Below are 20,197 nucleotides of genomic sequence, written 5' to 3' on the forward strand. Positions count from 1 at the left end.
GTAGACCCTGAAGTTGTCTTCCCAGACGTCGCGGATCTTCACGTCCAGCGCCGCGTCCTGCCGGACGCGGGCGGGAAGCCGCCCGGGATCCCGTTCCCGGGCCTTGTGCTCGTAGTAGGTCGACGGGGCGATCGGCAACTCGCGGCAGATCGGCTCGACCCCGTAGGCCTCGCGATGGGCGTCGATGAACGCCACCATCACTTCTCGTGGCGGTCGAGCTCCGCCTGGGCGAAAAACGCCGAGGCCTTGCGCAGGATCTCGTTGCTGCGCTTGAGCTCGCGGTTCTCCCGCTCCAGCGCCTTCAGGCGTGCCCGTTCGTTATCCGACAACGCCGAGGCATCGTCCCGCTCGCGCTCCGCGCGGCGGACCCACAGCCGCAGCGTCTCGCCCGTGCAGCCAATCTTCGGTGCAATCGACTGGATCGCCGCATGCAGCGACGAATACTCCTCCTGATGTTCCCACACCAGCCGCACCGCCCGTTCCCGGACCTCCGGGCTATACCGTGTCGTCTCACTCATCGCTCTATCCTCCCAAGGATCAGAGCCTCCGGAAAAGTCGGTACGGTTCAACGCGAGTGTGTACATTGATCAGTGTTTGCCTAGGCACCACGCGAGGCCCGGCATGGGACCGATTCCACCCCCTGACCCTGCGCCGATCGGTTCTTGCGGCCGGACGTGCATTCCCTTCCCCCGGAATCTGGTCCATATTCACATGACGCAGTCGCTGAGCAGGGCCCCGTTCGCGGGCCGGTCGGGCGTCGGGGCGGAGGGCGATGCAGGAATCCTTCGGCAGCACAGCAAGCGCGGACGCCGCCGAGCGCCGCGAAGGGCAGCGCGTGCAGCCCGAACGCATCGCGACCTGCCGCCTGCAGCTGCACCCGGGCTTCACGCTGGACGACGCCGCCGAGGTCGTCCCCTATCTGGCCCGGCTGGGCATCTCGCACGTCTATCTCTCGCCGATCCTGCAGGCGGTGCGCGGCAGCACCCACGGCTACGACGTGGTCGACCCCTCCCGGGTCAACAACGAACTCGGCGGCGAACCGGCGCGCCAGCGCCTGTGTGCGGCGCTGGAGGCCGCCGGGATAGGGCTGGTGCTGGACATCGTACCCAACCACATGGCGGTGGCCGGGGACCAGAACCCGTGGTGGTGGGATGTGCTGGAGAACGGCCCATCCAGCCGGTTCGCGATGCATTTCGACGTGGACTGGGAGTCTTCGGAAGAGCGCTGGCCCAACAAGGTCCTGCTCCCGGTGCTGGGCGATCATTACGGCCGCGTCCTCGAGGCTGGCGAGATCCGGCTGCAATACGAGGGCGGACTGTTCGACCTGGCCTATTACGAGCACCGCTTCCCGCTGGATCCATCCTCGCTCAATGACCTGCTCGACCGCGCCGGTCGCGCCACGGGCATCGATTTTCTGGGCTTTCTCGCGGAATCCTGTGCCCGCCTCCCGCAGCCCTGGCTCACCGGGCCCGATTCCGCAGAACGCCGGCACCGCGACCAGGGCGTCATTCGCCAGTTGCTGGACGAAATCACCCGCGACGACCCGGCGGCCGGCGAGGCCATCGCGGCCGAGGTGGCCCGGATCAACGCCGATCCCGATGCGCTGGATGCGCTGATCGAGAAGCAGAACTACCGCCTCGCCTGGTGGCGCACCGCCGGGCGCGACCTCGGCTACCGCCGGTTCTTCGACATCAATGACCTGGCGGGGCTGCGCCAGGAGCGGGAGGACGTCTTCCAGGCCGTGCATGCACTGCCGGTGCGCTGGGTGGCGGAAGGTTCGGTGCACGGCCTGCGGGTCGACCATCCGGATGGCCTGCGCGACCCCGGGCAGTACTTCAGCCAGTTGCGCCGCGCCTGTCCAGGCACCTGGATCGTCGCCGAAAAGATCCTCGAGCCCGACGAGCCGTTGCCGCGCGACTGGCCAATCGCCGGCACCACGGGCTACGACTTCCTCAACCGCGTGCAAGGGCTGTTCGTGGACCCGACCGGCGAGGCCCCGCTGACGCGGCTGTTCGAGGAGATCACGGGCGAAGACGCCGACTACCCGGGGCTGATCTACGAATGCAAGCGCCAGGTGCTGAAGGACCTGCTCGGCAGCGAGCTGAACCGCCTGAGCTCGCTGTTCGTGGCGATCTGCGAGCAACACCGGCGCCACCGCGACTACACCCGCCACGAGCTGTACCTCGCCCTGCTGGAGGTGGCCGCCTGCTTCCCGGTCTACCGCACCTACCTCGCCCCGCGCGAAGGTGGCGTGATGGCAGCCGACATCGCCCATGTCGAGATGGCGATCGAGCAGGCCGCCACGCGCCGCCCGGAACTGGACAGCGAACTGCTGCAGTTCCTGCGCGACCTGCTCCTGCTGCGCATCCCCGGCGAGCGCGAGACCGAGCTCGCCCTGCGCTTCCAGCAGCTGACCGGCCCGGCGATGGCCAAGGGCGTGGAGGACACCGCGCTGTACCGCTTCCACCGCCTGACGGCCCTCAACGAGGTCGGCGGTAACCCCGGCCGCTTCGGGCTATCGGTGGACGAATTCCACGCGGCCAGCGCCCGCGCCCGGGCCCAACACCCCGAGGCCATGCTGACCACTTCGACCCATGACACCAAGCGCAGCGAGGACGTGCGCGCCCGGCTGCTGCTGCTTTCGGAGATCCCGGAGGCATGGGCCGCGGGCGTGCGCGGCTGGATGCACCAGAACGCACGCCACCGCACCGGTGAATGGCCGGACCCGGCGATCGAGTATCTCTACTATCAGACCCTGGTAGGCGCCTGGCCGATCGACGCCGAGCGCATGACGGCCTACCTGGAAAAGGCCGCACGCGAGAACAAGCAGCAAACCAGCTGGACCCAGCCCCAGGAGGACTACGAACAGGCCCTGCGCGCGTTCGTGGCCGGGACCCTGGAAGACCCCGGGTTTCGCGAGGCGCTGGAGTCATTCCTGCGGCCGCTGGTCGCCCCCGGCCGCACCAACAGCCTGGCGCAGACGCTGATCAAGCTCACCGCCCCCGGGGTCCCGGACCTCTACCAGGGCAGCGAACTGTGGGACCTGAGCCTGGTCGATCCGGACAACCGCCACCCGGTGGACTTCGCCACGCGTGCCCGGCTGCTGGAAGAACTTGAGCACCTGAGCCCGGCACAGATTCAGGCGCGCGCGGACGCGGGCCTGCCCAAGCAGTGGGTGGTGCAGCAGGCGCTGGCCCTGCGCCGACGTCACCCGGAATGGTTCGGCCCGGATGCCGCGCACACCCCGCTGCGCGCCAGCGGTGAACGCGCCAGTCACGTGGTCGCCTACCTGCGCGGCGAAGGAGCGCTGGTGCTGGTGCCGCGTCTGGTGCTCGGACTCGCGGGCGACTGGCGCGATACCCGGCTGATGCTGCCGCCCGGCACCTGGCACAACCGCCTGTGCGGCGCGACGCTGCAAGGCGGCGAGCATCCGGTCGCGGAGATCCTGGCGGCGTTTCCGGTGGCCCTCCTCGAACGCGAGCAGGCCGCGCCATGACGACCGTGCGCGTGTGGGCCCCGGAGGCGAATCGGGTCGAGCTGGAGTGCGTTGACAATCGCATGCCGATGGACCACCAGGCAGACGGCTGGTGGTCGCTGGAGACAGAGCAAGTGGTGCACGGCAGCGACTACGCCTTCCGCGTCGACGGCAACGGCCCGTTCCCCGATCCGCGCTCCGCCTGGCAGCCCCAGGGCGCGCACGGCCCGTCGCGCTGGCTGGACCATGCCCGCTTCGACTGGCACGACGCCGGCTGGCAGGCGCCGCCGCTGGCCGCGGCGGTGATCCAGGAGATCCACGTCGGCACCTTCACCCCGGCGGGCAGTTTCGACGGCGTGACCGAGCGCCTGGACCATCTGGCCGAGCTCGGCGTGACCCATCTGGAACTGATGCCGGTGGCGGAGTTCCCCGGCGCGCGCGGCTGGGGCTACGACGGGGTGAACCTATATGCCCCGCATCACGCCTACGGGGGCCCCGAGGGTCTGAAACGCCTGGTCGACGCTTGCCACCAGCGGGGCCTCGCGGTGCTGCTGGACGTGGTCTACAACCACCTCGGCCCGGACGGCAACTACCTGGCACAGTTCGGCCCGTATTTCACCGACCGCTACCAGACCCCCTGGGGCGAGGCGGTCAACCTCGACGGGCCCGACAGCGATGCCGTGCGCCGCTTCTTCATCGACAACGCCCGGATGTGGCTGCGTGACTATCACCTCGACGGCCTGCGCCTCGACGCGGTGCACGCGATCGTCGATACCTCGGCCACCCACTTCCTCGAGCAACTCGCCGCCGAGGTGCAGCGCCTGGGGCGCGCGCTCGGGCGGCATCTGGTGGTCATCGCGGAGAACGACCGCAACGACCCGCGCGTGACCCGGCCGGTCGAGGTCGGCGGCTACGGCCTGGACGCGCAGTGGAACGAGGACTTCCACCACGCCCTGCATGCCCTGCTGACCGGCGAGTCCGACGGCTACTACGCCGACTTCGGACAGCTCGCGGATCTCGCCCGGGTGCTGACCCGGGGCCTCGCCTACGACGGCCGCTACTCGCCCTACCGCCGGCGTACCCACGGCCGCCCGGCATCCGATCTGCCCGGGCGGCGCTTCATCGGCTGCCTGCAAAACCATGACCAGATCGGCAACCGGGCGCGCGGCGACCGCATCGGTGCGCAACTCGCCCCCGGCCTGCTGGAGATCGGGGCCGCACTGGTGCTGACCAGCCCCTTCGTGCCCCTGCTGTTCCAGGGCGAGGAATGGGCGGCCACAGCGCCGTTCCTGTATTTCACCGATCATGTCGATGCCGAGCTCGGGCGGGCGATTCGCGAAGGCCGCCGGCGCGAGTTCGCGGCCTTCCTGCGCGATCCCCGCGACATCCCCGATCCACAATCCCGCGAGACCTTCGTACGCTCCCGGCTGAACTGGGACGAGCGGGAACGCGCACCCCATGCCCGGATCCTGCGCTGGTATCGCGCGCTGATCGCCCTGCGCCACACCCACTGGACCTTCGCCGATGACCGCCTGGAGTCGATCGAGGTGCGCTTCGACGAAGCGGCGCGCTGGCTGGAGATACAGCGGCCGGGGCTGCTGCTGGCCTGCAATCTGACCCCGGCCCCGCAGCGCCTGCACTGCCCGGGGGCCCGGGGGCTGCACAGCCTGCTGTGTTCCGATGCGGGTATCGTGGTGGACTCGGATCGCCTGACCCTGCCCGGCGAATCCGTGGTCATCCTGGGGACTGACCGATCCACTTGGGCCACCTTGCGTGGCGAGGGAGTGATGCAGTGACGCTGTCCGACCGCCCCGTACAACGCATCGACGGCTACCTGCCCATCGAAGACCACGGCCTGATCGGGAATTGCACCACCGCCGCGCTGGTCGGCCGCGACGGCGCCATCCCCTGGATGTGCGTGCCCCGCTTCGACTCCGAGCCCCTGTTCTGCGCCCTGCTGGACCAAAAGCGCGGTGGTGCCTTCCGCTTGGCCCCGGAACCGCTGATCGCCTCGCACCAGCGCTACATCCCGGACACCGCCGTACTGATTACCGAGATGACCGGCCCGGAGGGCCGGGTTCGCATCACCGACTGCCTGCCCCTGCGCGCGGGTGCGGACCTTTCCGAGGACGCCCCCGCCGGGCGCAACGAGCTGCTGCGCCGGATCGAGGTGCTGGAGGGCCGGGTACGTCTGCGGGTGCAGATCGCGCCCCGCGGTGGCGCGACCGTTGCGCCGCATGGCGCCGGCCTGCGCCTGGCCCTGCACCACCAGCCGGAGCTGGACCTGGCGCTGAACACCTCCCTGCCACTGGAGGCGCTGGACAGCCTGCATGAACTCGAGGCCGGCGAGCAGCATCACCTGCTGCTCGGTTGGGGGCCGCACACGCACCGGTTCCAGGCCCGCACCCCGCAGGAACTGCTCGAGGCCACGCTGCTGGTCTGGAGACGATGGATGCGGCACTTCGATTATGAAGGTCCCCGGGAAGAGCTCGTCCGCCGCTCGGCGGTCACCCTCAAGCTGATGGACTACACCGCCACCGGGGCGATGATCGCGGCCCCCACCTCCTCCCTGCCGGAGGCGATCGGCGGCCCCCGCAACTGGGACTATCGCTACGCGTGGATCCGCGATGCGGCGTTTTCGGTCTATGCGATGAGCGATATCGGCATGACCCACGAGGCCGCCGGTTTCATCGGCTGGGCCCTGGACGCGGTCGATCGCGCAGGCTGGCCACGGGTGCTGTACGACGTGGATGGCCACCTCCCGCAACCCGAGCGCAGCGACCCCGAACTGGAGGGATACCGCGGCTCGGGCCCCGTACGCTGGGGGAATGGCGCGGTCGAGCAGCGCCAGCACGACGTATTCGGCGAGATCCTCGACTGCGCCTGGCGCTGGGTCCGCTGGGGCGGCACGCTGGACAATCACCTGTGGGGGCGCCTGCGGCGCCTGGTCGAATCCGCCAACACGGAGTGGAAAAACCCCGACCACGGGATCTGGGAAGTGCGCACGGCCGGGCGCCCCTTTACCTACTCCGCCGCCCTCTGCGCGGTCGCGCTGGAGCGCGGTGCCGCGCTGGCCGAGACCAATGGCATGGAAGGCAACAGCGCCCTCTGGCGGGCCGAGGCGCGGCAGATCCGCGAAGCGATCCTGGAGCAGGCCTGGGACCCCGAACTCCAGAGCCTCACCGAGCATCTGGGTGGCGGCGGCATCGACGCGAGCCTGCTGGCCCTGCCGGGACGCGGCGTCATCCCCGCGGATCACCCGAAGATGATCGCCACCACCAAGGCCGTCGTGCGACGCCTGGGTGCCGGAAACGGCCTGCTCTACCGCTATCTGCCGGAGGAGTCCCCGGACGGGCTGCCCGGACACGAGGGCGCGTTCGTGCTGTGCAGCTTCTGGCTGGTGGACAACCTGCTGGGACAGGGTCGCCTGGACGAGGCCCAGGCACTCTACGACTCGCTGTGCGAACGCAGCAACCACCTGGGCCTTCTGCCGGAACAGATCGACCCGGCCAGCGGGGCCTTCCTCGGCAACTTCCCGCAGGCCTTCAGCCACGTCGGCCTGATCGCGACCGGCATCAAGCTCGCACGGGCCTTAAAGAACGCCAGCACCGACGGGCCCTGAGGGCCCGAGCCACAGCCGGATGCAGAGCGGAGTGGAGCGGCGCCGGGCCCGGCTCAGTCAGTCGGCATCATCGAGGAGTGGTGGTGGACGATCTTCCACTCGCCGTCGCGGTTCTCGTAGACAAAGGTGTAGCGCGCGGGGACATCCTTGGTCTCGCCGCCGTCGGTGACGCGGAAGGTATAGGTGCCGGCGTCGGTCAGCTTGTTGCAGCCGAGCTTCACGTTGCGGGTGTTGATCGTCCCGAAGGGCTTCTTCTCGAGGAAGTGCTCGAAGTAGTCCTGGATCTCGGCGTGCGTGGTTCGCGGGACGTTGGAAACCGTCGGCAGCAGGACCGCGTCCTCGGCATAGCGCTCGGTGACCTTGCGCGCATCCCCGGTCTGCAAGGCGTCGTTCCACCCCTCGAACAGTTCCTCGGCCAGGCGGCGGGTCGCGGGGGCGCAGACCACGCAGCTCTCGTTCGGCGGGGTGTCGATGGCGCCGAACGCCGGATCGCCACCCGTCCCGGTCACCGGGTGGTGCTGGTCGCGATGCGAGGCGCTCAGGCTCAGGCGCGCGCGCGGCGACTCGTCGGCATTGATGAACTGGGTGCCGCTGATACGCGGCCGGCTGCTCGTGGTCACTGACTGATCTCCGCATACGGCCATTGCCGGCCGGATAAAACGTGAATTATAAGGGACCCTGGAGGGGCTGTCAGGGCGCCGGTCGCGGGCCGCCTGATCAGCTCGCCTGCGCCTTGAACGCGGCCAGCAGGTCCTCGACCTGACCGCGCACCCGCGCCTCGTCCTGGATGGCAAAATCCAGGAAGGTCTGGGCCACGACCGACAGAACCTTCTGCCTGGGGTGGACGATGTGCCACTGGCGGTGGATCGGGAAGTGCTCCACATCCAGCAGCGCGACCGGCCCCCCGGCCCCTTCCGCGCTGAGGGTATGCAGTGACAGCACCGCGATCCCCAGGCCCCCGATGACCGCCTGCTTGATCGCCTCGTTGGAGCCGAGCTCCATGCGCACGGTCGGGTTGATTCCGTGTTCCTGGAACAGCTTGAGGGTTGCCTCGCGGATGCCGGAACCCGGCTCGCGCATCAGGAAGGTCTCCTGCTCCAGGCGTTCGATCGGGATGTTGCGCTGCCCCGCCAGCGGGTGGTCGCGGCTGGCCATCACCACCAGGGGGTTCGGCGCGAACGGATACACCGCGATATCGGTCAGCCGCTCGGGCACGTGCCCGATGATGTACAGGTCATCGTCGTTGCTGGCCAGGCGATCCAGCACCCGGTCGAAGTTGCTGACCTCCAGCGACAGCTCGATATCCGGATAGCGCTTGGCGAACTGCCCGAGGATCGTGGGCGCGAAGTACTGCGCCGTGGTGATAACCGCCAGGCGCAGGCGCCCGCGCTTCAGCCCGTGCATCTCCGCGAGCTTCATCTCGAGATTGGTCAGCGCCCCGAGCATCTCGCGGCAGGTGTCGTACAGCAACAGCCCGACCTCGGTCGGGAAGGCCTTGCGTCCGACGTATTCGAACAGCGGCAGGCCGAGCGCACCGGAGAGCTTCTTGATCTGGATGGAGACGGTCGGCTGGGTCAGATAGAGCTCTTCCGCCGCCCGGGTGAAACTGCCCAGGCGCACGATCGCCTCGAACACCTGCAACTGGCGCAGGGTCGCATGCCGGATCAGATGCGCGGGCAGCTCGGACTTCAACATCACCTGCGGAAGGCTGGACTCCTTCGGCGGTGTCGAGCTGCCCCCCGTCTTGGCCATGCGAGTACCGTGTGCGCCCTAACGGGTCAGGCCGGCGTACAGCATCGGCAGCTTTTCCGGGAGCCGCTCGATGTGGTCCAGCACCATGAAGTGCTGCGCACCGAAGATGCGTTCCACGTACTCGTCGGCCTGCGGATCCAGGCTGATGCAGAAGCTGTAGACGCCGTTCTTGCCCACCTCTTCCACCGCGCGCTTGGCATCCTGGCGCAGGTACTGCGGGTCGCGCACATCCGTATCCGCCGGCTCGCCGTCGGTGACGATCAGCAGCAGCTTTTTCTGCGTGCCCTGCTGGTGCAGCAGGTGGCCGGCGTGCCGGATCGCCGCGCCCATGCGCGTGGACAACTGCCCCTTCATCCCGGCCAGTCGCGCCCGGGCGTGATCATCGTAGGGGGCATCGAAATCCTTGAAGCGGTAATACTCGACATCGTGGCGGCCATCGGAGGCGAAGCCGTGGATCGCGAAGGGGTCGCCGATCTTGGAGATGGCCCCGCCCAGCAGCGCGGTGGCCTCGCGCGCCAGCTGGACCACGGTCGTCTCGCCATCGGCGAGGGGCTCGTTGGTGGACTCGGACAGATCCAGTAGCACCAGCACGGACAGGTCGCGCACCTGACGGATATTGCGGACGTAGATCCGCTCGTCCGGCTGGCGGCGCATGCGCAGATCGATCTGCGCCTCGACGAGGGCGTTCACGTCCAGTTCGTCGCCCTCGGCCTGCTTGCGCATGCGCTGCACGCCCTGCGGCTGCATTGCCTCGATCAGGAACTTCAGACGCGAGATCAGCGGCTTGTGCTTTTCGTTGATGGCGTCGATCTCTTCCACGTCGCCCTTCTTCGGACGCCGCTCCAGCAGGGTGACCCAGTGCGGCCGTTCCAGCTGCATCTGGTAGTCCCACTCGTGGTAGTGGTAGGGCAGCGAGATCGGCTCCTTGCCCTCCTGCTGGTTGATGCTTTCGTCTTCACCGTCGCGGAACCACTCAGTCGCCAGCACCATGATCATCTGGGCATCATCCCCGGCCCCGGGGACATCCAGGGTGTTGATCATCTCCATGGGTGTGACGTAGACGCGCTCCTGGTTCGAGCCGCTGGCCATCAGCGTCTCGAAGTCGTCTTCCTCGCGGCCGAAGGCCCAGATATAGCGGTTGTCATCGCGGTAGAGCACATCCGGGGCCACCTGCCGCGGATTCATGTAACCCTTTTCCGGAAACTCGGGCGCCAGGGCTTCGGCCAGCTCGCGCGCCAGACCCGCGGCCTCGAGGTCCTCCGCCCGCTCCGCCAGGGCCGCGCGCGCCTTGCCCACAAACGGGTGGTCGTCGCGGTAGTCGGGGTCCAGCAGGGCCCGCGCGGTGCGGGCCAGCAGCGCCTGCGGGGCGTCACCATCGTCGGGCGTCGCGGTGTGCAGGGGGATCCACAAGTTGCGCAGGCCGGGGAAGCCGCGCGTCGCCAGGCCCTCGACGCGTGCATCCTCTAACAGCTCCGTCAGCACCCCGATGACGCCGCGCGGGGCCTCCTCCGGCTGCATCTCGCGGGTAAAGACCACGTGCGCCGCCGCATGCGCCGCCGCAGCACGATAGAGATCCAGGCCGGTCAGCCCCTCCCAGTCGTCGAAGGCGTCCGGCAGGAATATCGTGAAGCCCTCGATGTAGGGCTTGTAGCCCTCGCGCGACTCGAAGTCGCCACTGGTGGGGCGCATGAAGAAGTCGCGCGCCCACAGCGAGCGCAGATAGAGGTTGATGCGGCGCTGGACATCCACGAACAGTGTCCCGCGGCGTTCCTTCTGGAACACCGAACGGGACTCCGGCGACTCCAGGCCGAAATAGGCGATCTGAGCCTCCAGGTCCGTGCGGTGGGCCTGCGCCCCCCAGCTCGCCCAGCGACGCAGCCCCCCCAGCGTGAGGTGGGTGAGGAGTTCGTCGAGGTGTTCCAGCATCGGGCGTACGCCGCGCGGCGCCTGCCCCAGCAGGTTGTCCACCAGGCGCAGATAGCCCGAGAACAGACCCTGGTCCCCCAGTCGCCGCGCGGCGATGGGGCTGGTGGAGATCAGCAGGGTGATTACCGCGGCACTGGTTTTGGAGTACATCTTGATTGCCGAGCTGACCAGCTCGCCGACCGCGTCCTCGCCCAGTTCCTGCGCCACATCCGGCGTCTCCTGGACGAAGGCGATCACCATCTCCGAGCCACGCCCGAGAGAATGCAGGCTGCGAGCCCCTTCCAGGTAGTAGCGCTTGAGGCCCGCGGCACTGAACGCACGCGAGGCCTCCTGCCACGAGGCCTCGAGCACCTCGGCTGCCTGTCCCCCGAGGTCTTCGAGGAGGTCCTGGTAGTCCTCCAGATGGATGCTCATCGTATCCCGCGCGGGTGTCTAGAAGAACGTCGTGACGGCGGAGTCGAGGGCATCGCGCATGTCCGGGTCATCCGTGATCGGGCGCACCAGAGCCATACGGCAGGCGGCCAGCGGGGCCACCCCGTTGGCAATCAGCGATGCCGCGTACACCAGCATGCGGGTCGAGATGCCCTCGTCCAGACCGTGCCCCTTCAGGTTGCGGGCGCGCTCGGCCACGCTGACCAGTTTCCCGGCCATGTCCTCGTTGATCCCGCCCTCATGCGCCACGATGCGCGCCTCGGTCTCGTGATCGGGGTAGTTGAAGTCCAGCGCGCCGAAGCGCTGCTTGGTGGACTCCTTCAGATCCTTCATCAGGCTCTGGTACCCGGGGTTATAGGAGATCACCACCTGAAAGTCCGGGTGCGCCTCCACCATCTCGCCCTTCTTCTCCAGCGGCAGGACGCGGCGGTTGTCCGTCAACGGGTGGATCACCACGGTCGTGTCCTGACGCGCCTCGACAATCTCGTCGAGATAGCAGATCGCACCATGCCGTGCGGCCTGGGTCAGCGGCCCGTCCTGCCAGCGCGTTCCGTCGGCGTCCAGCAGGTAGCGCCCCACCAGATCCGACGCGGTCATGTCCTCGTTGCAGGCCACGGTGATCAGGGGCTTGCCCAGCTTCCACGCCATGTGTTCGACAAAGCGCGTCTTGCCGCAGCCGGTCGGTCCCTTGAGCATCATGGGCATGCGCACCGAATAGGCCGCCTCGTACAGCTCCACCTCGTCCGCGGTCGGCTGGTAGTACGGCTCTTCGGTGATAAGGTGATCGCGTAGTTCGTCCTGCATCTTTTCGACTCCTCAATCAGAAAGGCCGGGGCAAGCCCCGGCCGCCGGAACGCAGCCCTCAGTCGGGCCAGATCCGCTCGGGATGCAGTTCGGTTCCGGTGTTGTCCGCCTTGGGCGTCTTCTTTGCCGCCGGCTTTTTCGCTGCGGCCGACTTCCGGCTGGTGGACGTGGACTGCGCCGATGCGCCGGACTTGGGCGTGGCGGCCGGCTTCTTCCGCGTGGTCGTGCGCTTGCGCGCCGGTGCCTTGCGGGTTGTGGTGGCCGCCTTCTTGGTGGCAGCGGTCTTGGTGCTGGCCGCGGCCCGCGGCTGGCTGCTCGCCGGCTCCTGGCTGGTGTCCTTCTGGGCCGAGGCTTCGGGCTTGGCGGCCGCGTCCTGGCTCTTATCCTTGTCCTGATCCTCGCGTGCACTGCGCACGCCGGCTGCCAGCTTGTCTTGCAGATTGCTCATTGCGACACCTCCTCGATGATGGCTTCGATCTCCGCCGCCGCGGCCTCGCCGGGCTTGCCCAGATCAAAGACGGAACAGCCCTCGAGCGCCGAGCGCCGATAGATGGCCCGCCGGCGCAGCGTCTGCTCCAGGGCGGGGATATCGATCTCCATCAGTGCATGCTTCATCGCGCGCGACAGCGCACTGCGGACCTCGAGCTGATTGACCACGATAAACGGGCGCAGGCTGGGGTTCTTGAGGCGCGCCTCTTCCAGCCCCCGGCCCATCCGCACACTGCCCCACAAATCGACCGGAGACGGCAGCACGGGGATCAGCACCTCGTCGGAGGCTGCAAGCGCGCCATTGACCGCACCGCCCTCCAGGGTCGGCGGGCAGTCCACCACGATGTGCTCGTAGTCCTTGCGCAGCGCTTTCAGCTCCCGATCCAGGGGCCCGGCTACCGCGAAGACCGATGCGGGGAACGGCCGTTCATCCGAGGCCATGCGAGCCCACTGTGCGGCCGAGCCCTGCGGGTCGGCATCGACTACCAGGGTGCGACCCCGGCGCGCCAGCCCGGCCGCCAGATTCATGGTCAGGGTGGTCTTGCCGGTACCGCCCTTCTGATTGACTACCGCGATTACCCTCGAACCCACGCAACAGCCTCCTGCGGAAGGGGCCGGGACGGCCCGGCCCGTCAAGTATGCCCCCGGCTCAGCCGGTGGTGGCAGCGGCCAGGCGATCCACCTCCAGGGCAAAGGCCTTGTCGCCCTCTCCCAGTTGCTCGCCGTCTCGGGCGTCAATCGTGATGTTCACGTACGTGGTTCCGAAGCTTATGTTCGGATGATACCCGTCCTGTTCGGACAGCTCGGCCACGCGGTCGAGAAACTCCCGGGTGATGCCGTAGCGCTCGAACGTGAACTGCTTGCTCATGGACGCCGAGGTCCCCTTGCCGGGCTCCCACCCGGCCGGAACCACCAGATCGGTATCCGCCATTGCCTACTCCGCTCGTCTTGCCGCGTCCGCGTGCATCACGCGGGACTGCCCTGGGCGTCGATCTCGCGCACGTGTTCCAGCTCATCCTCAAGGATGCTCTCGAACAACGCGGCATCGTCCACCGCGCCTACGCGCCGGCAGTAGACAGCAGCCTCGTCATACAGACGGACTGCCTCCATCTCCAGCTCGCGGTTGCGGGCCATCAGCTCGGCCATGGAGCGGCCAAGCCGGACCGGCGCCAGCTGGCTGCCGTTCGGGGCGACCCCGTAGTGAAACATGCGGGTCATGAAGCGATCCGCATGATCCAGCTCTTCCTGGGCATCCCGACGCAGGCAGTCGCTCACGTCATTCATACCCCACATCGCGGTCAGCCGCGCCTGGGCCAAGTACTGCTGAACCGCCGACAGCTCGTGCGCCACCGCGCGGTTCAGGTATCCCACGATCCGTGGATCGGACATGGATGTCGCCTCAGCTGGCCGAACCGCTGGCGGTCGGGGCCGTCGGCAGGATGCCTTCCACTTCGGAATGCACACGCGCAATGATGTGCGCGGCCACCAGGCCGTCACCCACGCGTTCGCAGGAATCCGCACCCGCACGCACGGCGGCGTTCACGGCGCCGGTTTCGCCACGGACCAGCACGGTCACGTAGCCACCGCCGACAAACTGACGACCGATCAGGCGCACTTCGGAGGCCTTGGTCATCGCATCCGCGGCCTCGATCGCTGGGACCAGACCGCGGGTCTCGATCATGCCAAGGGCCACACCAGAAATTTCGCTAGCCATCATCTACCTCTTCTTGAAAAAAGCCGCCGGGACCCACCGGGGCCCGACGGCGTTCGACTACCGCGAGTTACGGCTTTTCCGGGAGGATGTTTTCCACCTCGGAATGGACGCGAGCAATGATGTGCGCGGCCACCAGGCCGTCACCCACGCGCTCGCAGGAATCCGCGCCGGCACGCACCGCGGCGTTCACGGCACCGGTTTCGCCACGGACCAGCACGGTCACGTAACCACCGCCCACGAACTGACGACCAATCAGGCGCACCTCGGAGGCCTTGGTCATCGCGTCGGCGGCTTCGATCGCCGGCACCAGACCACGGGTCTCGATCATACCGAGGGCCACACCAAAGTTTTCGCTAGCCATTACTCAACTCCTATCAAGCGTTACAGATGAATTACTTTTCAACCTGCTCGGGCAGGATGCTTTCCACCTCGGAATGCACGCGGGCGATGATGTGCGCGGCCACCAGGCCGTCACCCACACGCTCGCAGGAATCCGCACCGGCGCGCACGGCAGCGTTCACGGCACCGGTTTCGCCACGGACCAGCACGGTCACGTAGCCACCGCCCACGAACTGACGACCGATCAGGCGCACTTCGGAGGCCTTGGTCATCGCATCCGCGGCTTCAATCGCCGGCACCAGACCACGGGTCTCGATCATGCCCAGCGCCACACCAAAACGTTCAGTTGCCATTGTCTTCTCTCCTGGAGTTACAGTTTTTCAAAAAATGACGCTCACGCCGCCTTGCGGGAACCAGCAGAGCGCTGTGCATCGGTCTGGTCTCGTCCTGCCTCGTCCTTCGACCCTTCCGTCTTCTTTCCACCATCGTCCCAGTGGTCGATGATGCCGCCGATCGTCAGATCGGTCTGAATACTGTTGTCGTCCAGCGCGTAGCGCGCGGCCGAGCCACTGATGGTGAACACCCAGTTGCCCGGATGCGCCCCGACGGTGTCCACCGCCACGTTCAGGGCCCCTTTCTGGTCCACCAGCACGCGCAGCGACATGGTCTTGAGCCCGTCCACGCGACGGGTCACCACCAGTTCGTCCTGCACCTGCATGATTTCCATGGAGCTACTGCTCCTCCCAGTAATCGATGATCCCGACGATCGTCGCGTCACTGGGATAGGACTTGTCACCGGCCGCCTCACGTGCCGCCGAGCTACCGACTACGATCACCCAGTCACCCGGTACGCAGCCGACCGCGTCCACCGCGACGGTGCGCGGACCACCGGCCTTCTCCTGGACCACCAGCAACGGCCGGTGCCCCAGATCGCGGATGCGGTTGGTCGAAACCAGCGTCTTCTCAACCTTGCAGATCTTCATTCCCGTTCCCGTGTGCGTCAGGCGGCCAGCGGTTCCAGACGGCTTCCGCTACGCTTGTCGCGGATCACCATGTGGCAGCCAATCAGGCCCTTCTCGGCGAGGTCGCGATAGCGATCCATGATCTGGTCGCGGATGCGACGGCAGCGTGCCTCCACCCGCTCCCGCGATCCCGGCACCTTGCGGTCATAGCGGTAATGAATCACCACCGGCACCGGCAGGCCGCGCTCGACATTCAACTTCCGAAAAATCTTGTTCACCCCGACGTCCGTACCTTCGGAGCCCTCTTCCATCGTCTCCAGGTGCGCGAAGTATGCGAAGTTCCGCACCTGCATCTCCTCGATCTCCTGGCCGACGATGATCACCCGTTCCCGGTGGCCCACGTCGGCGTAGTGCCCCCCGTGGTAACGCGCCACATAGTCGAGCTGCGAAATATTGTTCAGCAGCAGTCGCGAGATCAGTCGCAGCATGCCCTCGTGCGGGGCCCCGTTCCCGCGTCCCCAGCCCTGCTGGTGGATCGCGTCCTGGATCGCCTGGTACACCCGCAGCGACGCCGCCTGTTCGTCCAGTCCCTGCGTCTCGCGGTACAGCTGCGCGCTGTCCACGAAGCGGTACAGGCTCATCCGCGTGTCGGCGTCCGGGATGTGGATCTTCACCGCATCCGTGTCCGTATCCACGCCGATCAGCAGCGTGTCCACCGAGGCCCCACAGCAGTAGGTGTTCTCGATCGCCTGGCGAAACGCGCGCAGCTGGTGCAGCGCGCCATCGGCCGCGTCGCGTTCGCTGTTTCCGTGCGCCGCGCAACCCTGATGCAGCGGATCCGCGCCACTGTAGTGGTAGGCCGCGATCTTCAGATAGCGGCTGGGGACATCGGCCGTCGTCGGCCGCCCCTCGCGGAAGCGCAGCAACTCGCGCTTGGTCCAGTGGCGCACATCCTCTTCGATGTCGAACTGCGCGCCGGCATAGCTCTTCACCCGTACCGCCAGATCCGGAAGGCGCAGGATGAAGCGCCGCAGGCCCAGCAGACGGCCATCGGAGCAGGGCGAGATGTCCACCTCGTGAAAGTCGCAGTCGAGGAAATACGCGATCGCGCTTTCCGCCTCCGCGACCAGGTCATCCCGACCCGCCCAGTACTCGTTCACGACCTGGTCAAACAGCTCGAACGTCCCGTGCAGGTACAGCTCCCGCGTGTCCAGGTCGTTGATCCAGGCATCTTCCAGCGCCTTCTCCGGCAGGCGGTAACCCAGCTGCTCCTGCACAATCGCCTGGGCCCGTTCCTCGAAGTCGCGCTCGTGTTGCAGCGCGTGCACTTCCTTCAGGACCGGCACCAGCTGCGCAAAGCGCTCGCGGAACCCCCGCTCGAAGGCATGCAGGCGCTCGTTCATCGCCACATCCGCCAGCGGATGGCCCGGCCGCAGCTCCCGGGTCGCCTCCATACCGGACGAGCCGGTAGGGGCCGCCGGTGGCACCGCGGAAACCGGTGCCGCCGGGGCCGGGGCCGCCGCGCGCGCAGCCACCGCCCGGGACTTCGCGAACCGCGAGCCCGGGGTGCTGTTCTTGCGACGACCTCGCACCATGGCGTTCTGTGCCCTCGCCCGGCCTTAGCCGCGCGCCCCGCCGGACAGCGTCACCAGGGAACCGGCGTCGCTGTTCCCGGAGGAACCCGTGATCTTGCTCGGCGGCACGTCCTTGCGTTCGAGTTCGCGATTCACGTAGGCACTGCGGCCTTCGCCGCGCGGATTGCCCTTCTGGGTCGCGTTACGGCGCGTGGAAAAGCCCTCGGTGCCGGTGACCCGGTCGCCGCGCTGCCAGTCATCGCCGGTAATGGATACGCCGTTGCTGCTGCCGTTCACGGTCACTCGGTCGGCCCCGACCTTCTGACCTTCCTCCACCGGGGCCGCCGCGACGGCCTGCTGGCCGCCGTTGTAGCGGAACTCCTCGGTACCGGACACCAGCCCCATGGCCTTGTTGATCGAGCCGGTCAGGCGTCCGCTCGTGCCATAGGCAGTGCCGGTCACACGCTCGCGGCGTTCCGCTGCCGACCGTGCCGGCGTCGCCACGCTGAACCCGGCATTCGGCATCGGACGCTCGGCAACCTGCGGTGCCGATTGCGCCGGAGCCGCAGCCTGCATCCCTTCCGGGCGCAGACGCGGGTGCAGACTGCCGGCCACGCTGGCGCAGGTCTGGGCAAACTCGTTGGCACCCACATACGGGGCACCGGAGACGTCCTGACAGGCACCGCGCTCGGTTCCGGTCACGCGTTCGTCGTAGCCCGGCTGGCTGCCGGAGACCGGATGGGCCGGCGTCGAATGACGCTCCGCCACGCGGGTCTCGGCGACCCGTGCATCCTGCGTCTCGCAGAACTGGTCGTACTGGTCGGGCCCGATGTACGCCGTGCCGCTGACCGGCTTGCAGGCGCCGTATTCGTCACCCGTCACGCGAGCGGAACGACCCACCGCAGTGCCGGACACCGCCTGCTGATTCCAGGTGCGGCCGACCGTCACCTTTTCCGGCGCCGCATCCGGACGCTGGCCGCCGCAGAAGGCGTCATAATGCTCGGAGCCGGCGTACTCGGTGCCGGTGATCGGCTTGCAGCCGCCGTACTCGTCACCCGTCACGTGGATGGAATGATCCACCTGGGTACCGGACACCTCGCGACCGCGCAGGGTATGCATCACGCCGACCTTGGGCACGCCTCCGGCTGCCGAACGATCACAAAGATCCCCGAAGTCGGACTTGTTGTAGTACGGCGTACCGGTCAGCGAGGCACAGGAGCCGCTCTCGTCGCCGGTGACCTTGGGGCTGCGGCCCACGGCCACCCCGGTCACGCTTTGGTCTTCCATGGTGTGCGACTCCTGGACCTTGGCCGGCGCCGGTTCCGGGCGGGTACCACAAAACCCCTGGAACTGTTCGGTGCCGAGATATTCGGTTCCGGTAACCGGCTTGCAGCTGCCGTATTCGTCACCCGTGACCTTGACGGAGCGCCCGACTTCGGTACCGGTCAGTTCACGACCGCGAAGGGTATGCATGACGCCGACCTTCATCGGCGCTCCGTTCGGCTTTCCCTTGTTGCAAGGGACCTCGCTGGCGGCGGTGTTCAGGTACTCGGTACCGGTGACATCGCGGCAGGACCCGGACTCGTCGCCGGTCACCTTGGGGCTGCGCCCGACCGACGTCCCCGACACGCCTTCACCATGCCGCGTCACCATCACACTGGTGCGCGCCGGACCCGCCTGCGGACGGGTGCCGCAGAAGCCTTCGTACTGCTCGGTACTGAGGTATTCGGTACCGGTGATCGTCTCGCAGGAACCCCGCTCGTCACCCGTTACGCGGGTCGAACGCCCGACCTCGGTCCCACTCACGGATTGGCCATGGGAGGTATGCGAGGTGCCGACCTTGGGCGGATTGCCCGCCGGGCGCACGCCGCAGTAGCGCTCGTAGTGCTCCAGGCCCAGGTACTCGGTACCGGTGATCGACGAGCAGCTGCCCGCCTCGGTGCCGGTCACATGGGAGGTACGCTCCACCTGGGTGCCGCTCACGTGGCTGCCGGCCAGCGTGGTGCCTTCCTCGACCTTCGGGGGCGCGTCGCCCTCCGCCGGACGCGGACGTCCGCAGGGGCGGCCCGGCTCGGAGGAGCCACGCCCCAGCTTGCAGAGTTCCTCGCGCCGCTGGCGCGCCACTTCGCGCGTGGACATGCCCTTGCGCTTGGCGGCCTTCCAGGCACCTTCCTGCGGCAGCGCGCCACGGGCCTGGCCACTCTTGAAGCGGCGGCGCAGGGCCTGTTTGCCGTTCTGCGCCATGGCATCGCGGCGGGCCATGCAGATCGCACGGACCTCGGAGATCATCGGGTGCGGACCGGCGGCCTCGCCTCCGGACTCGACCTTGTCGCACAGCTGATCGAGACCGCTCTCGACCACGGCGTTCTCCTGGGACGGGGCCGTGTCGCGGGCCTCTTCACGCCCGGACTTCTCGCCCTTGCAACCGCAGCCGCAGTCTTTCTTCGCATCGCTGCGCTCGGACGCGGTCGGCTCGGTGCCCTTGATGCGGTCTTCCCGCCGGGGCTCCGGCGCCACGGCCTTCTTGCCGTCGGTCGACAGGGCCTGGCGGCGCAGGCGGCAAATCTCGCGACCGCTCATGTTCGAGCAGTCGACCTCGACGTTCTGCGACTGGGCCAGTGCGTCGAGCTGGCGCGAACGCTCGGCGCCGGCGCGGGCCATGCCGCCGGATATCTGCGCTCGCGTGTTGGTGCGGCCTACGGCCTTCTTGCCCTGGCGCGCCATCTTCTGGCGGCGCTCGAGGGCGGCCTGGCGGCCGTTGGAGGCACCCGCGTGCGCGCCCGGCTCGGGGCGGCGCTCGGGGGTGGTGTCGCGGGTCTCGAAGGAGACCGGCGACGACGATTCGCTGGAGTGCGTCTCCGGCTCCCGCGCCTGGGGTGCCGGGGCGGGTTCCGCTTTCGCCTGGCGCGCCTGTTGCGCAGCCGCGGCGGAACGGCTGTTCCCCTTGTTTTGGCCGGTCGACTTCACGGCAGCCTTGCCATTACGAGACATGGCCTTGCGCCGTTCCAGGGCACGTTCGCGCCCCGAGAGACCTTCAGACGCAGATGTCGGATTACTCATGGCACTTCCTTACAGTTGGCGGCAGCAACGGTAAATAACGCTGAACTG

Annotated in this window: 18 protein-coding genes, 1 pseudogene and 1 other annotated feature; of the genes and pseudogenes, 3 read left to right on the forward strand and 16 right to left on the reverse strand. The window is 67.8% G+C overall.

The genetic code is table 11. From position 1 onward, the window contains the following. Window positions 1–518: pseudogene (locus tag D107_RS14210) on the reverse strand (transposase); the annotation flags it as partial. Further along, window positions 124–240 (reverse strand) — a sequence feature (AL1L pseudoknot). (Overlaps the previous pseudogene by 117 nt.) A gap of 254 nt (window positions 519–772) precedes the next feature. On the opposite strand from D107_RS14210, the gene treY reads away from it, so the two are divergent. Genes treY through D107_RS0112515 form a run of 3 tightly spaced genes read left to right on the forward strand, consistent with a single transcriptional unit; the run spans window position 773 to window position 7,097 of the window. Further along, window positions 773–3,496 carry a malto-oligosyltrehalose synthase gene (treY, locus tag D107_RS0112505; protein WP_018881612.1) on the forward strand — a complete coding sequence of 908 codons (2,724 nt, stop codon included), beginning with the start codon at window positions 773–775 and terminating at the stop codon, window positions 3,494–3,496. Further along, a complete protein-coding gene (gene treZ, locus D107_RS0112510) occupies window positions 3,493–5,271 on the forward strand; it encodes a malto-oligosyltrehalose trehalohydrolase (protein ID WP_018881613.1) in 1,779 nt (592 codons plus the stop codon). Before treY ends, treZ begins: the two co-directional genes overlap by 4 nt. Continuing rightward, window positions 5,268–7,097 carry a glycoside hydrolase family 15 protein gene (locus tag D107_RS0112515; protein ID WP_018881614.1) on the forward strand — a complete coding sequence of 610 codons (1,830 nt, stop codon included), beginning with the start codon at window positions 5,268–5,270 and terminating at the stop codon, window positions 7,095–7,097. Before treZ ends, D107_RS0112515 begins: the two co-directional genes overlap by 4 nt. A 53-nt stretch (window positions 7,098–7,150) precedes the next feature. Here D107_RS0112515 and D107_RS0112520 read toward each other — a convergent pair whose 3' ends face one another. The 15 genes from D107_RS0112520 to D107_RS0112590 form a co-directional block, all read right to left on the reverse strand. Next, window positions 7,151–7,717 carry an SgcJ/EcaC family oxidoreductase gene (locus D107_RS0112520; protein WP_018876253.1) on the reverse strand — a complete coding sequence of 189 codons (567 nt, stop codon included), beginning with the start codon at window positions 7,715–7,717 and terminating at the stop codon, window positions 7,151–7,153. Between the two features lie 97 nt (window positions 7,718–7,814). Beyond that, window positions 7,815–8,792, reverse strand: coding sequence for a LysR family transcriptional regulator (locus D107_RS0112525; protein ID WP_018865985.1), 978 nt, complete (start codon window positions 8,790–8,792; stop codon window positions 7,815–7,817). 75 nt (window positions 8,793–8,867) lie between these two features. Next, window positions 8,868–11,189 (reverse strand): nitric oxide reductase activation protein NorD, encoded by a 2,322-nt coding sequence (locus tag D107_RS0112530; RefSeq protein ID WP_018881615.1) that lies wholly within the window; start codon window positions 11,187–11,189, stop codon window positions 8,868–8,870. Between the two features lie 18 nt (window positions 11,190–11,207). Beyond that, window positions 11,208–12,011, reverse strand: a complete 804-nt coding sequence (locus D107_RS0112535) for a CbbQ/NirQ/NorQ/GpvN family protein (protein WP_018865983.1) — start codon at window positions 12,009–12,011, stop codon at window positions 11,208–11,210. A gap of 58 nt (window positions 12,012–12,069) precedes the next feature. Then, entirely contained in the window at window positions 12,070–12,459 is a 390-nt protein-coding gene (locus D107_RS0112540; RefSeq protein ID WP_018865982.1) for a hypothetical protein, read from the reverse strand. Continuing rightward, window positions 12,456–13,091, reverse strand: coding sequence for a ParA family partition ATPase (gene parA, locus D107_RS0112545; protein ID WP_018865981.1), 636 nt, complete (start codon window positions 13,089–13,091; stop codon window positions 12,456–12,458). Before parA ends, D107_RS0112540 begins: the two co-directional genes overlap by 4 nt. A 58-nt stretch (window positions 13,092–13,149) precedes the next feature. Then, on the reverse strand, window positions 13,150–13,431 hold the full coding sequence (locus tag D107_RS0112550; protein ID WP_018865980.1) for a 4a-hydroxytetrahydrobiopterin dehydratase: 282 nt from the start codon (window positions 13,429–13,431) through the stop codon (window positions 13,150–13,152). A gap of 35 nt (window positions 13,432–13,466) precedes the next feature. Continuing rightward, the gene (locus D107_RS0112555) at window positions 13,467–13,889 is read right to left on the reverse strand and encodes a bacterioferritin (RefSeq protein WP_018865979.1); all 423 of its coding nucleotides are present in this window, start codon (window positions 13,887–13,889) and stop codon (window positions 13,467–13,469) included. 10 nt (window positions 13,890–13,899) lie between these two features. Continuing rightward, a complete protein-coding gene (locus tag D107_RS0112560; protein WP_026181393.1) occupies window positions 13,900–14,214 on the reverse strand; it encodes a BMC domain-containing protein in 315 nt (104 codons plus the stop codon). A gap of 67 nt (window positions 14,215–14,281) precedes the next feature. Further along, window positions 14,282–14,575, reverse strand: coding sequence for a BMC domain-containing protein (locus D107_RS0112565; RefSeq protein ID WP_012982276.1), 294 nt, complete (start codon window positions 14,573–14,575; stop codon window positions 14,282–14,284). A 31-nt stretch (window positions 14,576–14,606) separates the two neighbouring features. Beyond that, window positions 14,607–14,906 carry a BMC domain-containing protein gene (locus D107_RS0112570; RefSeq protein WP_012982275.1) on the reverse strand — a complete coding sequence of 100 codons (300 nt, stop codon included), beginning with the start codon at window positions 14,904–14,906 and terminating at the stop codon, window positions 14,607–14,609. Between the two features lie 41 nt (window positions 14,907–14,947). Continuing rightward, window positions 14,948–15,280 (reverse strand): carboxysome peptide B, encoded by a 333-nt coding sequence (locus D107_RS0112575; protein ID WP_017940627.1) that lies wholly within the window; start codon window positions 15,278–15,280, stop codon window positions 14,948–14,950. 4 nt (window positions 15,281–15,284) lie between these two features. After that, window positions 15,285–15,536, reverse strand: coding sequence for a carboxysome peptide A (locus tag D107_RS0112580; RefSeq protein WP_017940626.1), 252 nt, complete (start codon window positions 15,534–15,536; stop codon window positions 15,285–15,287). Window positions 15,537–15,553: 17 nt separating this feature from the next. Then, the gene (locus D107_RS0112585; protein ID WP_051074737.1) at window positions 15,554–17,110 is read right to left on the reverse strand and encodes a carboxysome shell carbonic anhydrase; all 1,557 of its coding nucleotides are present in this window, start codon (window positions 17,108–17,110) and stop codon (window positions 15,554–15,556) included. 24 nt (window positions 17,111–17,134) lie between these two features. Further along, window positions 17,135–20,080, reverse strand: a complete 2,946-nt coding sequence (locus D107_RS0112590; protein ID WP_018881617.1) for a CsoS2 family carboxysome shell protein — start codon at window positions 20,078–20,080, stop codon at window positions 17,135–17,137. Window positions 20,081–20,197: the final 117 nt, after the last annotated feature.

Origin of the sequence: Thioalkalivibrio sp. ALE30, from assembly GCF_000377465.1 — a bacterium.
Taxonomy (GTDB): Bacteria; Pseudomonadota; Gammaproteobacteria; order Ectothiorhodospirales; family Ectothiorhodospiraceae; genus Thioalkalivibrio.